The organism is Sphingobium trunci (assembly GCF_022664535.1).
Classification (GTDB): domain Bacteria; phylum Pseudomonadota; class Alphaproteobacteria; order Sphingomonadales; family Sphingomonadaceae; genus Sphingobium.
Genome location: NZ_JAKUJY010000018.1, coordinates 44,068 through 59,120, shown reverse-complemented (window position 1 = coordinate 59,120; position 15,053 = coordinate 44,068). Strand labels below are relative to the sequence as shown.

Annotated in this window: 11 protein-coding genes; 4 read left to right on the top strand and 7 right to left on the bottom strand. The window is 64.5% G+C overall.

All coding sequences use genetic code 11. The features are described from left to right. Window position 1: 1 nt before the first annotated feature. The gene (locus MJ601_RS15485) at window positions 2-3,115 is read left to right on the top strand and encodes an efflux RND transporter permease subunit (RefSeq protein ID WP_242127996.1); all 3,114 of its coding nucleotides are present in this window, start codon (window positions 2-4) and stop codon (window positions 3,113-3,115) included. Between the two features lie 36 nt (window positions 3,116-3,151). On the opposite strand, the gene MJ601_RS15480 is transcribed toward MJ601_RS15485, so the two are convergent. From MJ601_RS15480 to MJ601_RS15460, 5 genes are read right to left on the bottom strand one after another with little or no spacing between them, the layout of a single operon-like run. Beyond that, window positions 3,152-4,168: a methyltransferase domain-containing protein gene (locus tag MJ601_RS15480; RefSeq protein ID WP_242127994.1), complete on the bottom strand. Its 1,017-nt coding sequence runs from the start codon at window positions 4,166-4,168 to the stop codon at window positions 3,152-3,154. 2 nt (window positions 4,169-4,170) lie between these two features. Next, window positions 4,171-4,383 carry a DUF5989 family protein gene (locus MJ601_RS15475; protein ID WP_242127992.1) on the bottom strand — a complete coding sequence of 71 codons (213 nt, stop codon included), beginning with the start codon at window positions 4,381-4,383 and terminating at the stop codon, window positions 4,171-4,173. Further along, the gene (locus tag MJ601_RS15470) at window positions 4,380-6,149 is read right to left on the bottom strand and encodes a carbamoyltransferase family protein (protein WP_242127990.1); all 1,770 of its coding nucleotides are present in this window, start codon (window positions 6,147-6,149) and stop codon (window positions 4,380-4,382) included. Before MJ601_RS15470 ends, MJ601_RS15475 begins: the two co-directional genes overlap by 4 nt. Further along, window positions 6,149-6,877 (bottom strand): ferritin-like domain-containing protein, encoded by a 729-nt coding sequence (locus tag MJ601_RS15465; RefSeq protein ID WP_242127988.1) that lies wholly within the window; start codon window positions 6,875-6,877, stop codon window positions 6,149-6,151. The genes MJ601_RS15470 and MJ601_RS15465 overlap by 1 nt, the downstream gene beginning before the upstream one ends. Then, entirely contained in the window at window positions 6,874-7,281 is a 408-nt protein-coding gene (locus MJ601_RS15460; protein WP_242127986.1) for a plastocyanin/azurin family copper-binding protein, read from the bottom strand. Before MJ601_RS15460 ends, MJ601_RS15465 begins: the two co-directional genes overlap by 4 nt. Window positions 7,282-7,504: 223 nt before the next feature. On the opposite strand from MJ601_RS15460, the gene MJ601_RS15455 reads away from it, so the two are divergent. From MJ601_RS15455 to MJ601_RS15445, 3 genes are all read left to right on the top strand, one after another. Further along, complete coding sequence (locus MJ601_RS15455; RefSeq protein WP_242127984.1) at window positions 7,505-8,227, top strand: TorF family putative porin; 723 nt, start codon at window positions 7,505-7,507, stop codon at window positions 8,225-8,227. 51 nt (window positions 8,228-8,278) lie between these two features. Continuing rightward, window positions 8,279-9,448: an SGNH/GDSL hydrolase family protein gene (locus MJ601_RS15450; RefSeq protein WP_242127982.1), complete on the top strand. Its 1,170-nt coding sequence runs from the start codon at window positions 8,279-8,281 to the stop codon at window positions 9,446-9,448. A gap of 323 nt (window positions 9,449-9,771) precedes the next feature. Continuing rightward, window positions 9,772-11,013, top strand: a complete 1,242-nt coding sequence (locus MJ601_RS15445; RefSeq protein ID WP_242127980.1) for a CaiB/BaiF CoA transferase family protein — start codon at window positions 9,772-9,774, stop codon at window positions 11,011-11,013. A gap of 56 nt (window positions 11,014-11,069) precedes the next feature. Here the strand turns inward: MJ601_RS15445 and MJ601_RS15440 are convergent, their stop codons facing one another. Both MJ601_RS15440 and MJ601_RS15435 read right to left on the bottom strand, forming a co-directional pair. After that, on the bottom strand, window positions 11,070-13,148 hold the full coding sequence (locus MJ601_RS15440) for a TonB-dependent receptor (RefSeq protein ID WP_242127979.1): 2,079 nt from the start codon (window positions 13,146-13,148) through the stop codon (window positions 11,070-11,072). A gap of 279 nt (window positions 13,149-13,427) precedes the next feature. Next, entirely contained in the window at window positions 13,428-14,810 is a 1,383-nt protein-coding gene (locus MJ601_RS15435; protein ID WP_242127976.1) for an MFS transporter, read from the bottom strand. Between the last annotated feature and the right edge of the window lie 243 nt (window positions 14,811-15,053).

The following is a 15,053-nucleotide window of genomic DNA, read 5'->3' as shown; positions in this document are numbered from 1 at the left end:
GATGCTGGAAAACATGGCCCGCTTCGTCGTGGAGAAGCGGATCTTCGTCATCCTGATGGCGGTCGCGCTGGTCATCGTGGGCATTCGCGCCTTGACGACGTTGCCGATCGAGGCTTTCCCGGACGTCCAGGACGTGCAGGTGGTGGTCATCAGCCAGCGGCCGGGACAGGCGCCCGAGGAGATCGAGCGCTCCATATCCCTGCCCATCGAGCGCGCACTGGCAGGCACGCCGGGGGTCAACGATATCCGGTCGGTCTCGATCACCGGCCTTTCGGTCGTCACGCTGATCTTCAACGACGGCACGGACGATTATTTCGCGCGGTCGCAGGTGCTGGAAAAGCTGCGCGACGCCGAACTGCCCGATGGGGTCGTGCCCAGCCTTGCACCGCTGTCGACGGCGGTGGGCGAAGTCTATCGCTATGTGCTCGACAAGCCCGCAGACATGCCGCTCTACGAAGCGCGGGCCATCCAGGATTTCGTGGTGCGTCCGACGCTGCGCATGGTTCCCGGCGTTGCCGACGTCACCAGCTTCGGTGGCAGCATCAAGCAATATCAGATCCTCATCCGCCCCGACCTGCTGAAGCGTTACGGCGTGACGATCGCCGACATCCAATCGGCGGTGGGCAGCGCCAATTCCAACGTGGGTGGCGGCGTCATCCCGCGCGGGGACGAACTTGTCGTCGTGCGCGGCGTGGGTCTCTACCAGGGCATCGACGATGTCGGCAACACCGTGGTCAAGGCGCAGAACGGCAACACCGTGCGCGTGCGCGACATCGGCGATGTCAGGATCGGCACGCCCGAACGCAGTGGCATGGTCGCCTACGACCATCAGGGCGATGTCAGCGAAGGCATCGTGACGATGGTCAAGCGGCAGAATGCCGCCGTGGTGGTCGAGGGCGTGCATGAAGCGGTGGAAAAGCTGAACGCGCAGTTCCGCCTGGACGCCCAGCGCACCGGCCGCCAGCCGATCCAGATCCGTTCGACCTACCAGCGGACCAAGCTGCTCGACAAGACGGTCGAAACGGTCGCCGAGAATCTGCTGGTGGGTGCGACGCTGGTGACCGTGCTGCTGCTGATCTTCCTGCGCAACTGGCGCGCGGCCATGGTGGTGGCGGCCATCATTCCGCTGGCGCTCCTGGCGGCCTTTGCGGGTCTCAATTCGGTCAGCGTGCCCGCCAACCTCATCTCCATGGGGGCGGTCGATTTCGGCATCATCATCGACTCCGCGGTGGTCCTGGTCGAGGCGCTGATGGTCGCACTGGCGCTGGAGGCCGCCAAGCATGACGGAGTCCAGCCCGACACGTTCCGGCGCAAGCAGGTGCTGCGCATCACCCTCACCGGGCTGGCGCGGCCGATCCTGTTTTCCAAGGCCATCATCATCATGGCCTTCGTCCCGATCTTCACCTTCCAGCGCGTGGAAGGAAAGATGTTCTCTCCCGTCGCCCTGACGCTGTCCTTCGCGCTGGGCGCGGCGCTGGTGCTCACCCTGTCATTCCTGCCCGCCGTCCTCAGCTTCCTGGTCGAACGCTATGACATGGCGGAAAAGCATATCGTCTGGATGGACCGGTTGCGCGACGGATACCGAAACATCATCAACAGGGCGCGACCGCGCACCACCATCTTCTTTGCGGCAGCCGCCTTGACGCTGCTCTTCACGGTGGCGCTCATCCCGCGCCTGGGTTCGGAATTCCTGCCCAAGCTGGACGAAGGCAATATCTGGCTCACCATCCAGCTGACGCCATCGGCATCGATGGAGACCACGCGCAAGGTGGAGGCACGGGTGCGCGGCATCATGCTGGCCTATCCCGAAGTCGCGCATGTGGGTTCCGAAACCGGCCGTCCCGATGATGGCACCGATCCCAAGGGGCCGTCCAGCATGCAGATGCTGATCGACCTCAAGCCGCGCGGCGAATGGCGTTCCCAGTTCCCGACCAAGGCGGCACTGGAGGACGACATGCGCAAGAAGATCGCCGCCATCCCCGGCGTCCCGACCAATTTCAGCCAGGTGATCGAAGACAGCGTAGAGGAGAGCCTTTCCGGCGTGAAGGGCGAGATATCGATCAAGATCACCGGCAACGACCTCAATATATTGGAGCAGCTGGGCGAGCAGACTGCCCGGGTGGTCGCCGCCGTGCCGGGCGCGTCCGACGTCGATGCCGTCAAGATCGGTGGGCAGACCGAAGTGCGCGCGGTGCTCGATCGCGACGCCATGGCGCGCTACGGCCTCAACGCCGACGACGCCAACAAGGCGATCGCGACGGCCTTTGGCGGCGCCACGGTCGGCACCGCCTATGAGGGCGACCGCAATTTCGACATCGTCGTCCGCTTCGCGGCGGACCAGCGCAACGCGGTAGACGATCTGTCGCAGCTGCAAATCCCGCTGCCCGGCGGCGGCGCGATATCCCTGGGGGAAATCGCCCATATCGGCGTTCAGGTCGGCGCATCGCGCATCAGCCGTGAAAATGGCAGCCGCAATGTCGCGATCAAGGCCAATGTCGATGGCCGCGACCAGGGCAGCTTCGTCGCCGACGCGCAGAAAGCCGTGGCCGAGAAAGTGAAATTGCCGGCCGGCTACCAGATGAGCTGGGGTGGCCAGTTCGAAAACCAGCAGCGCGCCATGAAGCGGCTGGAGGTGATCGTGCCGATCGCGCTGTTCGGCATCTTCATCCTGCTGTTCGGCGCTTTCCGGTCGGTACGTTCGGCCTTGCTGATCCTGGCGATGGTGCCTTTCACCGCGATCGGGGGCGTCGCCGCGCTGGGCTTGGCGGGCCTTCACATGTCGGTTTCCGCCGCTGTCGGCTTCATCGCCGTCGCGGGCATATCCGTGCAGAACGGAGTGGTGATGCTGGAACACATCACCCATCGCTACGAAAATGGCGACGCCTTCGGCATCGCCGTGATCGAGGGGGCGATCGACCGCCTGCGCCCGATCCTGATGACCGCGCTGATGGCCGGACTTGGGCTGCTGCCCGCCGCGCTGTCGACGGGAATCGGTTCTGAAACGCAACGGCCCTTCGCTTGCGTCATTGTGGGCGGGATTGTTTCAGCGACCCTGTTCATGCTGTTGCTGCTGCCCCTCTCGCTGCTTTGGCTGCAGGAGAAGAAGGAAGATTGATCGACAATCGCTTCGGCATCGCCGCGCATGGACGCGTTACGCATGTTCGGGAGATGCGATCCTATCGTCTTCTCCCGTCATGCACGCAGACCGCTTAGCGCGACCGACAGTCGCGAACAGTCCTCCCTCCCAGCCGATCCGGCCGATCCAGCCGATCTGCGCCAATATGTCTTCGAGCCACCAACCATCCTCTTCCGCGTCGGTCAGCCCCGCACCGTCCGTCTGGTCCAGCAGGGCGCCGGGAACGGCCCGGATATAGGCGATGTCATTGGCCGCGAACCAGCGGCGGAGCTGCGCCAATGTATGGCTATGTTCCTCGGGATGGTGATATTGATCGTTTAGCCATGCCCGATATCGCTCCGGCTGCGCCCGGCGGCTGGCCAGCACCCGATCGGCCCGAACCCAGCGCCCGCCCGTCAGGAAGGCGGCCACCCGCCTCAGCCGGTGCGGCAGCCGTGCATAGCGATTGTAAAGACCGATGACGATCAGTCCGCCGGGGCGCACCAGCCGGGCCACGCGGACGAAGGCGGCATAGGGATTGGGCGTATGATGCAGCATGCCCGAGCAATAGACGATATCGAATGCGCCCTCGCGCAGGCCCGGATGATGCACATCGGTCTCGACAAATTCGACCTGCCCTATGCCGAGCCGCGTTGCGGCCGCCCGGCCCAGCGCCAGCGACGGGCGGCAAAGATCGGCGGCGATCACGATCCGCTCGCCCCGCGCAAGATAGAGGCTCATCTGGCCTGTCCCGCAGCCCATTTCCAATATCCGCGCGTCATAGGGGATGGCCGCGTCCAGCAACCGGGCGAACGGGCTGCGTTCGGCCCGGGTGCGCAGCCACTCGATGCTGTCCCTGGCCGGATAGCCGGGAAAGGGCGCCGCGGCGTAAAATTCCCTGACGCGTTCGGTCCGCGCATCGCCCGGCAGGCGCAGATCGGTTATGCCGTCGGTTCGACGATAGGCGGTCCCGCAGGCGCGGCAGCGAAGCGCCCCATCCAGCCGCCCGCCACAAGCGGGACAGGCCAGCAGGGAAAGGGCAAGCGCATCCATCTTCAGAAGATCGAATAGATGAAGGGCGCCAGCGCCTCCACGCCCGCGGCCAGCGTCAGTATCACCCCGACCGAGCAGAGAAAGACCACGAGCGGGATCATCCAGCGCCGCCCGCCGGTCGAACGCCACAGCCCCCGTACCAGATCGACGATCGTCCCGGATGCGCTGCCAACGATGATGAGATGGCGCCGCAGGCGGCCCCTGTGCCGGATCATGCCATAGCCTCCAGCGAATGGTCCTGCCGCGCAGGATCGCGGCGAACGATCAGGTCCTCCGCGACCAGAAGGTCCAGCCCGGCGCGTCGGAAGGTCGAATAGCCTTCCGCCGCGCTGGTCACGATCGGGTCACCGGCCAGGTTGAAGGATGTGTTCAGCAGCACCGGCAGCCCGTGCCGGCGCCCATAGGCCATCAGCAGTGCGTGCAGGCGGGGTGCCATCGCCGCTTCCAACATCTGCACCCGCGCGGTGCCGTCGACATGGGTGACGGCGCGCAGCCGGTCGCGCCATTCGGGCCGGACCGGAAAGACGCCGGACATGAAACGGCCCAGCCGGGCGCCGCCGGGCGGCAGTTCGAAAAAGGTTTCCGCATGGTCCGCGGGAACGACCGGGGCGAAGGGGCGAAAGGATTCGCGAAACTTGATGTCGCGGTTGATCCGGTCGCGCATGGCCGCATCGCCCGGATCGGCGAGGATACTGCGGTGACCGAGCGCGCGCGGGCCGAACTCCGCAGCGCCCTCCATCCAGCCGACGATGGCGCCACGTCCGATGGCGTCGACCAGCCGATCCATCAGCTCCGCTTCGCCGACCCGTTCGCAGGACAGCCCGTCCTCCGCTGCAAGGCGCGCCAGATCGGTCGGCACGACCGCCGGTCCCCAGAAGGGATGATCGGGACAATCGCGGTGCGGTTGACCGAACAGGATGCGATCGGCCCAGAGCGCCGCTCCAAGGGCACAACCCGCATCGCCCGGCGCGGGCGGAACGAACAGCCGTTCAAAGCTCGATGCGCGCAGGATGCGGGCATTGGCGACCCCGTTCAGCGCCACGCCGCCGCCCAGACACAGATCGGACAGGCCCGTTTCCCGGCGCAGCGCGGTTGCGATATCGACGATCACCTCCTCCAGAACGCACTGGGCGCTGGCCGCGACATCGGCATAGTGACGACCCTGCGGAGTGGTGGGATCGATCGGCTCGAACCGATCGCGGGGCGGACCGAACAGTTCGACGAAGCGATGGGAATAGGCGGCATCGGCCGCCCGGTGATGATCGAAATAGCCAAGGTCCAGGGCAAAGGCGCCATCGCGCGTCCGGTGCAGCATATGCCGTACCTCCCCGGCAAAACGCGGCGTGCCGTAGGCGGCGAGGCCCATGACCTTATATTCCCCCTCATTGACCGGGAACCCCAGCCATGCGGTGAAGGCGGAATAGAACAGGCCGAGCGAATGGGGAAAATGCACTTCGCGCAGCAGGCTGATCTCCGCAGGGCCGCCGCTGCGCTTGCGTGCCTGCCCGACGGTCAGCGTCGCCCACTCGCCCACGCCGTCGGCGGTGAGTATCGCCGCCTGCTGCGTCGGCGCCGTCAGGAAGGCGGCGGCGGCGTGCGAGAGATGATGGTCCGTGAAGTGGATGCGCTTTGCCGGAACGCCCAGTTGCGCGCTGATGATGCCGCGCACCCAGAGCTTTTCCCCGACCATATTCTTCATCGCCTGGGGAAAAATGCGCCAGCTTTGCGGAAAGCCGCGCAGCAACGTCATCAGCACCCGGTCGAATTTTAGCGCGGGCCGTTCGTAGAAGATCACCGCGTCCAGATCCTCCGGCTCCAGCGCCGCATGGTCGAGACACCATGTGATCGCGCGCAGCGGAAAGGCGGGATCATTCTTGGATCGGGACAATCGCTCCTCCTGCACGGCGGCGACGGGCAGGCCATCGATCGTCAATGCGGCGGCGGCGTCATGATAGAAGGCGGAGATACCCAGGATTTTCATCAATATTGCCCTCCTCCACCGTCGCGCGACCGATCCACGCAGGCGCGCCAGCCGGGTGCCTGCCGCCGCGCCGACCGCTTCGCCATCCAGGCGAAAGGGGCAAGAAGCAGGAAATAGACGAGCGTCAGGATCAACCGGGAGATCAGATCCGCCAGGATCAGCGCCAACCGCAGATAGGCCCGCCACAAGCGGCGCAGCCGCGCGATCCAAAGCGCCCGGCGGCCCTGATCCGGCGCCAGCCGGGCGAGTTCCGCCCGCGAATAACGCATATGTCCCTCCTCGTCGCGGGCGATCCGGGCAATCACGGCCCGCGTTTCCGGATCGTGGCCGAGCACTGCGCCATAGGCGGCAAAGGCGTGCGCGGCGGCCCGTTCCGACAGATGGATGAAGGCCAGCAGCGCGGCCATGCTCTCCTTCTCGACCTCCAGCCGGTCGAAACCACGCTCGCCGGGGATCAGGCCGTCGCCCAGCGCGCGATCGGGACCGGGATCGGCCAGCGTCCGCCGCAGCGCCAACCCGCGCGCCCGGAACAGGGCGGCGTGGCGCACCTCGTCCCGCGCATGGGCGAACAACCGGCGTCGCAGGTGAGGATCAGGCGTGACCTCGGCCGCGCGGAACAGGTCGCGCGCACCCTGAGCCTCGACCTCAGCGAATTGCATCAATTTGCGCGCCCGGCGGCGCGGATCGGCCCAGACCATCCGGTCGATCGGGGCACGCCATCGGATCATTGCACCACGATCCGGCCCGTCATCCCCAGCATGCTGTGCATGAAATGGGTGCAGCGTATCTTGAACTGGCCTGGTAACGGCGCGATCAGGCGGACGTCGACACTTTCCCCGCCGCTCAGTTCCACCCGTCCCCCCTCGACCTTGGCTGCATCCTCCGGCTTGATCCGTGCTTGAGCGAAAAATTCCTTGCCGGCAAAATCATGCCCGCCCGACGCATCGTTCACGAAATGGAACCGGTAGGGCCGGCCATGTTCCAGCACGATATCCGCCGGTTCGAACCGGAAGCTCGACAACCGGATGGTGACGAGCCGGGCACCGCTCCAATTGTCGGCTTCCGGCTGTGCCCCGGCCGTCGATGCGAGGATCAGCGCGGCCAGAATCGCGGGCCATTGCACATGAGACATGCCTGCCTCCTTCCTTGACAGCCATGAGTGGCGATAACCGGAGCAAGCGGTTCATGGCCCCGCGAAAAATTTTTGCAGCGCCGCCTGCCGCAGTCCGATCGCCTTCTTGATCGATGCGGCACCGGAGCATAGGCAGGGTCGGTCATATTCGCGATAACGGCAGGAAGGATGATCGATGCGCTCGCCAGGGTGCGGTTCAAGGCTGCGAGCCGGGACGGCACCGGTGCGGCGCTCCCGGCATCGGCGGGCCGCGATTCAGGGCGGCGCTCTTCTGCTGGCCACCCCTCTTCTCGTCAGCCCCGCCGCCGCGCAACTGGGCGGTAGCCTAACTCTCTCCAGCCAGGCCCGGCTGCGCGGTCAAGCGATCAGCGACCATCGGCCGACCTTCGAACTGGATCTGGTCCAGGACAGCAGCGAGGGCCTGTATCTCGGCGCTGCAGGGGCGGTGGTCGCGACCCGCGACGACGGTCTGAAGCCGCTGTCCTTCCGGGCCTATGCCGGGTTCGCGCAGCAGCTTTCCGCGGCAACGACGATCGATGTGGGCCTCGTCCACAGCCGTTATGGCCGTTATTCCGGCATCAGCGGCGGACGCAGCTATACCGAAGCCTATCTCGGCATTGCCGGCCGGAATATTTCCGGCCGCCTTTTCCTTTCTCCCGCCTATTTCCAGGGGGATGAACCGACGCTCTACATGGAGGTGAACGGCAATCTCGACCTTGGCCGCTACTGGGCGCTGATCGGCCATGGCGGGCGCCTCGTCTATCTGAAGAATCCCTCCGGCGGTCATGCGCCGGATGCGACCGACTGGCAGATAGGCCTGCGCCGCCGTCTGGGGCGCTTCGATCTTGAGGCCGCCTGGACCGGCCATGCGGCAGATCGGCCGGGCTATGACGGAAAATATGGCGCGAAGACCGCGCTGGTGATCGCCCTCACCTTCACCCTATAAATCCCGCTGCCCGTTGAACCATGGGCACCATGGGCGACACAAAGCCTTGGCATGTCCGTCCAAACCACCCATTCGGCCGCCGTCCCGCCGCTCCGGGGCATTGGCCCGGCCCAGGCTTTGCGCCTTAGCGCCGCGCTGTTCATCGGCGGTGCCGCGCTGCTGCTGGGCGGGCTGGCGGCCTGCATGACCCGCGCTTGGACCGACCGCCATCTGCTTCCGGACATTCTCGTGCCAAGCGAATGGCTCATGACGATCGTCCAGATCGAGCGGGCCACGCTGATGGCGATTACCCTCGCCCTGCTGATCGCCGCGCACTGGGTCAAGGCCGGCCGCGGGGACAGGATGTGGCGTGCGATCGTCATCGGCATCGCGATATTGCTGGCCGTGCCCGCGAGCGAGGCGATCCTGCAACAGATTTCCTGGCGAAAGGGCCAGCCATGGACGCCGGGCGACGAACCGCTGCGCCGGGTCGATCCCCGACTCGGCTGGACCTATGTGCCGTCGCGACTGGCAGCCGATCCGGAATTTGCGTGGCACCCGCTCTACCGGATCGACAGCCACGGCTATCGGATCGCGCCGAACGCATCTTCGCTCGACCGAACAGCCCCCTCGATCCTGTTCGTCGGGGAATCGATCATGTTCGGCAAGGGGCTCGAGTGGAAGGACTCGGTGGCGGGACGGGTGCAGGCCTCAAGCGGCATCCAGAGCGCCAATCTGGCGGTCAATGCCTATTCGGTCAGCCAGAGCTTCCTGAAGCTCCAGCGGGACCTACCCCGTTTCCGCCATCCTGTGGCCGTCGTGATCCTCTTCTCGCCCAGCCTGATGGTGCGCGATCTCGACCGCAACCGGCCCTGGATCGACAGCGCGGGGCAGTGGCACAGGGCGGAACCCTCCTGGGCGCTCGGTCATTTGGGACGGATATTGTTTCCCTGTCATAGCAGGGCTGCCATCGCTCATGTCGTGGCCATCGACCGCCGCCTGCTGATGGCCGCAGTGGCGATGGTGAGGACGCGGGGCGCCCGGCCGCTCATTCTGGTCCCCGCGTTCCAGCCCGACGGCGCGCGGGAACGTGCCCTGCGTGTCGCGATCTTCGACGGCAGCAGCATTCCGCATCTGGTGGTGCCGCTCGACCCGGACTGGCGGCTGCCGCATGATTCCCATCCCGACGCCAGGGGGAACGCAGCCATGGCCCATGCTCTTTGGGCGAGACTGAAGGATTAGGCGCAGGCTGCCCAAGGGCTCGAAGCTGCGACAGGAAACTTCGGAAAAACGCCTCTGGCATCCAATGCCGGGCCTCTGTCGGTTTCGGCCCTGACTAGAGAGCCTGCGCGCAAGGCGCCACCTGGCGCCGAGGCTTCATGCTCCATCGCCGGAGCCGGACAGGGTAACGTCGCGACAGCCATTCCGTCCCGCCTATTTATGAGTTTACGGTCCGGCGACGGGAAAATTGAGCTTGGACCTGCAACGCCATCTGTGGGATCGCTGCCGCCGTTAGGGTTCCGCGCGCCGCGTGACGGAAACCGGAAAGACAAGTGGGAGAGAACATGACGGCCGAGACGAAGGGCGCGCTGCACGGCGTCAGGGTGCTGGACATGAGCCGCGTTCTGGCCGCGCCCTGGGCCGGGCAGGTGTTGGCCGATCTGGGCGCCGATGTCATCAAGGTCGAACGGCCCGGCAGCGGGGACGATGCCCGCACCTATGGCGCGCCGTTGCAGGACGGAGCGGGCAATCCGACGCAGGAATCGGCCTTTCACCTGTCGGCCAACCGCAACAAGCGTTCGCTGTCCGTCGAGCTTTCGAAGGCGGAAGGACAGGACATCATCCGCGCCATCGTGCCGCAAATGGATGTGCTGATCGAAAATTTCCTGCCCGGCACGATGCAGCGTTTCGGCCTTGACTATGCCTCGCTCCGCCGGATCAATCCGCGCCTCGTCTATTGCTCGCTGACCGGCTATGGCCAGGACGGCCCCTATGCCGCCCGCCCCGGCTATGACGCCGTGTTCCAGGCGCAAAGCGGCATGATGTCGATCACCGGCCTACCCGACGGCGTGCCCGGCGGCGGACCGATGAAGACCGGGCCAAGCCTGGTCGATGTGTCCACGGGCATGGTCGCCGCCATCGGCATCCTCGCCGCGCTCAGCCATCGCGACCGCATCTCCGGCGAGGGACAGCATGTCGATGCGGCACTGCTCGACACCGCCTTTGCCATGCAGAGCCATGCAGTGCAGCAATATCTGGTCACCGGGCGCCAGCAGGAGCGGCTGGGCACGGTGGGGAATGGCGGGCACCCGTCCCGCGTGTTCGAGGCGGCGGATGGGCCGATCTACATCTCGGCCGGGATGCAGCAGCATTATGTGAAACTGTGCGAGGTGCTGAATATTCCCGAACTCAGTTCCGATCCGCGTTTCGCGACGTCGCAATTGCGGTTCGATCATCGCGAGGAATGGAATCTCGTCGCCGAACCGTTGATCCGGTCGCGGCCCAAGCGCGAACTGCTCGATGCGCTGGTCGCCGCGCGCGTGCCCGCCGCGATCGTCAACAGCTATGAGGAAGCGTTCGCCGATCCCCATGTCCGGCATCGCGGGCTGGAAGTGACGATGCCCCACCCCACGGCAAAGGGCGGAACCGCTACCATGGTCGCCAGTCCGCTGCGCCTTTCCGATACGCCGGTGGCCTATCGGCGGCATCCTCCCCTGCTGGGCGAGCATAATGCCGAACTGCTATCGGAATTTCTCGGCTGGAGCGAGGAGCGGGTCACGCAGGCGAAGGCGCGCGGCGCGATATAGGCGAATCGAAAGCGGGGAACGGTGGTTCCCCGCCTCCTCATCCTTCAGGTTTCAATTCAGAAACCGGCGCCGATGGTGGCGCCGAACCATCTTGGCTTCAGATAGGCGACATTGTCGTTGAGGGCCGACGTGAAGATTTGCGCGATCTGGCGGTCGTCGGTCAGGTTCTGACCGAACAAAGTCAGCCGCCAGTGATCGCCCGGCGCGTGCCATGTGATCGATGCGTTCGCATTACGATAGGCGGGCTGGAAGAGGCGATTGCCGATGTCGGTGTAGAAGCGCGAACTGAACAGGATGCTGCTCGACAGGTCCAGCCGCCCATATTTGCCCCCATCCAGTTCCGTCGAGTAGGTGCTGCCCAGATTGAGCGTGAAGCGCGGTGCGCGGATCAACTGGTTTCCCGCCACGTCGCGCGAGACGCTGAGATTGCCCGAATAATAGCCGTTCACGATGGTAGCGGGATTGGGGATCGTCACCGAGGCATTGGGGAAGTCGGTGATTTTCGTGCGCAGCAGCGAAAGTCCGGCATTCAGCCTGAGGCCGGTCGCAACCGCCGCGTCGGCGCTCAGTTCGAGTCCGTAGGAGCGTGCCGAGGGCGCATTCTGAAGCGCGGTGTTCAATTGGGTGACGCCATTGACCACGGTCGTGTTGGCGACCGTGACCTGAAGATCGGTATAGTCATAGTAGAAGGCCGCGCCGTTCAGCCGCAGCCAGCCGTCGATGGTCGATTTGAAGCCGAGTTCATAGGCATCGATATTTTCCGGCCGCGCGGCCACGCTGGCGCCTGCGACGGTCGATGCGTTGTAGGATGCGCTCTTATAGCCCTGAGAGAAGGAGAAATAGGCGTTCGCCACCGGGCTGAATTCATAGCGCAGGACCGCGCGCGGCGTCACCTTCCCGTTCGAGAAACTGTTCGATCCGGTCTGTACGGGCAGCGGCGCGATCCGCTGGAAATAGGCGGATTTGCGATCATGGGTATAGCGCAGGCCGCCGGTCAGGAACAGGGAATCGGTGACGCCATAGGTCACTTCGCCGAAGGCGGCGTAGGACCGGGTCTTCACCTCGGCGAAGGACCGGGTGGCGCCCTGAACGCTGGGATCGGTGGTCTGCCGGTCCTGGAAGCCCTCCGCCCCGACGATCCAGCGGAAACGCCCGTTGGACGGTGAGGCCAGATAGGCCTGCTGGGTATAGGTCCAGCCATTGTAGCGCAGATTATAAGATGCGATCTGCAAGGGCGAAACATCGGTATCCGACGTCAGCCAGGTGTGCGTTTCCTGAAAGCTGGCGAGAGCGGTGAAAGTGGCGAACCCCAGGTCGAGATTGCCGGTGGACGACACGCCCCATTGCCGCGGCCGATATTCCGGAATGACATTTTCGGACGTCTGGAAATCGCCCTTGGGCACCAGGATATTCTCCGGGATCGCGGCCGGATTGGCGCTGCGGCGGGCCGATGTGTTGCCGTTCAGCGGACGCGCCGAAAAGGTCACATCGTCGAACGCCTTGGTAAAGAAGGCGCTGGTGGTGAGATCGAAATTGTCCGACGGCTGCCACAACAGCTTGCCCCGGATAGCGAAAAGGTTTCGTCGCCCCTGTTTGCGGTTCAGGTAGATATTGTCGATATAGCCGTCATCCTGAAGCGCCGTCACGCCGATGCTGGCGGCCAGCCTGTCCCGCACGATCGGTCCCGTGGCGTAAAGCGTCCCCTTGACGAAATCGAAGCGTCCATAGGTGAAGGTGGCGTCGGCCGAAGGCGTGTAGGACGGACGTTTGGTGATGATATTGATCGCGCCGCCGGTGGCGTTGCGTCCGAAAAGGGTGCCCTGCGGCCCCTTCAGCACCTCAACCCGGTCGATATCGACCAGATCCTGGTTGTTGGCGCTCTGTATCGGCTGGTACACGCCATCAACATAGAGGGCGACATTGGGTTCGTCGCCGATCTGGGCATTGCGCGTGCCGATGCCGCGGATGGTGGGCTGTGCATTCGCGGTGGAGCGGGCGAAGACCAGTCCGGGCGTGACGTTGGTCAGTTCCTGGAAGCTGTTGATGCCCGACTGGCGAAGCGCCGCGCCCGTGATCGCAGTCACTGAAATCGGCACATTCTGAAGATTTTCGCTGCGCCGCTGCGCTGTGACCACGATCTCTTCAACCGTTGGGCCGGAGGTGGCCGTCGCCGATGGCGTTTCCTGCGCGCATGCCTCGTTGGAAGAAACCATCGCAAGAACAGACAATGTTGCTGTCGATGACAGGAAATGACGATATGACATAAACCCCTCCTTCACTGAAATATTTTATTTATACTTTAGTGAAGATTGTCATTTATGAGGACCAGGGTGCAGATGTATTTTATTTATGCCAATCTTGACTTTATGATCTCTGTATAGATCAAATACCCAAGCCTATTGTACAGCGGAGTTTTAGGCATCCTCCAATGCCCGGCGAACCGGGCGCAGGGCAAGAATCAGCATGATGAGCGATCCCGTGAAACTGACCAGGGTGACGGCCGCAATCGCCGGACCCAGCATGGCGTCGTCGGCGAATATATAGCTGGTCAGGAAACCCACGGCCGTCGGGCCCAGCCCCGATCCGAGCAGCGTGATGATGAACAGTGCCACGCCGGTGATCTGCCCCCGGAAATTCGGTTGCACCAGCATCTGCAGCACCGGCGTCAGATAGAGCAGGAAGGGGATGGCGATCACCTGGAGATAGCCCAGCAGGACAAGGAAGATCGTCCCGTTGCCAAGCATGAAGGCGACGACCGTGACCGGGATCGCCGACGCCACCAGCCAGGCGTAGAAGCGGACATGAATATCGCGATGACCGCGGCCATAGAGCCAGTCGATGAGGCCGCCCTTGAGCAGCAGGGACAGGGCCGCAACAAGCTGGATCAGGCTGAGTGCCGGCCCATATTGCATCGCTCCCATAGCGAAACGCCGCTCCATATAGGCGGGCGTCCAGCTCAAGGCTCCCGAGGCGACATTGGTGAAGCCGAAGCCGCAGATCACCAGCAGCAGAAGGGCGCGTTGTCCGCGAATGCTGCGCCAGAAATCGTGAAAGGGAATAGCCGATCGCGACAGGTGCAGGGGCCGGGCGGGTTCGCGGAAGCTGAAGGCCAGCGGAGCCAGCAGCACGCCCGGCAGGGCCGTGACCAGCAGGGCGGTCTGCCACGTCTCCAGCGCGCCAATGATGGGCAGGGTCAGTGGATGTGCCTGCGCATAGGCGATGGCGACCGCCCCCAGGGTGAAGGAAAGCGCGGTCCCCAGCTTGATGCCCGACTGGTAGATGGCGTTGGCCGTCGTCAGGCGGTGCGGCGGGAAGGCGTCGGCCATCAGCGAATAGGCGGCGGGCGACAGGGCCGCTTCCCCTCCGGCCACACCGATCCGTGTCATCATCATGAGGAGGAAGCCGGTGGCAAGGCCCGTCATGCCCGAACAGGCGGACCAGAGGATCACGCCCATAAATATGACCTGTCGGCGGGAGCGGTGATCGGCCGCCCAGCCCAGCGGAATGCCGAACAGAGCATAGAAGATGGCAAAGGCCGGTCCGACGAGCAGGCCCATCTGGAAGTCGTTTATGCCCAGGCTCGCGCGGATCGGATCGATGAGCATCGACAGGATATTCCGGTTGAGCCAGGACAGGATGTAGAACAGCAACAGGACGGCCAGCATCCACCAGGAGGCGAATGGCGTCCCTTGTCCCGGCACCGCGGCCGTTGTTAGCGCCGCGTCGGGAATATCCGCCGCGTCGGTTTCAATCTGCGCACCCATGCCGGGCGCAGCCGCTGCTTCTCTGTCGGCCATCCCCTCATCCTTTCCCGGCGCCAGTTTCTAGGCGGGGCAGGCGAGCACGGACCAAGGGCGTTGGGCCGCACACTCATGCAGGAATGTCCTAATTGACGGTTTGACGGTTTTCCCAACCGTCATGCCTCCGCAGGGCTGCGCGTCAGAACAGTCGAGCAAGGCACGGACCGCTATGCGTCTATCGGAAAACCTATAGGGACTGTTTGAAAAATCGCTGGGGAGTTGCGTAGGGTGCGTCGGTCT

Excerpts from the sequence above, each read along its gene's own strand:
- MJ601_RS15485 (WP_242127996.1), top strand. The coding sequence starts at position 2 with ATGCTGGAAAACATGGCCCGCTTCGTCGTGGAGAAGCGGATCTTCGTC.
- MJ601_RS15470 (WP_242127990.1), bottom strand. The coding sequence starts at position 6,149 with ATGAAAATCCTGGGTATCTCCGCCTTCTATCATGACGCCGCCGCCGCA.
- MJ601_RS15450 (WP_242127982.1), top strand. The coding sequence starts at position 8,279 with ATGTCCGTCCAAACCACCCATTCGGCCGCCGTCCCGCCGCTCCGGGGC.
- MJ601_RS15435 (WP_242127976.1), bottom strand. The coding sequence starts at position 14,810 with ATGGCCGACAGAGAAGCAGCGGCTGCGCCCGGCATGGGTGCGCAGATT.
- MJ601_RS15445 (WP_242127980.1), top strand. The coding sequence starts at position 9,772 with ATGACGGCCGAGACGAAGGGCGCGCTGCACGGCGTCAGGGTGCTGGAC.
- MJ601_RS15480 (WP_242127994.1), bottom strand. The coding sequence starts at position 4,168 with ATGGATGCGCTTGCCCTTTCCCTGCTGGCCTGTCCCGCTTGTGGCGGG.
- MJ601_RS15475 (WP_242127992.1), bottom strand. The coding sequence starts at position 4,383 with ATGATCCGGCACAGGGGCCGCCTGCGGCGCCATCTCATCATCGTTGGC.
- MJ601_RS15460 (WP_242127986.1), bottom strand. The coding sequence starts at position 7,281 with ATGTCTCATGTGCAATGGCCCGCGATTCTGGCCGCGCTGATCCTCGCA.
- MJ601_RS15465 (WP_242127988.1), bottom strand. The coding sequence starts at position 6,877 with ATGATCCGATGGCGTGCCCCGATCGACCGGATGGTCTGGGCCGATCCG.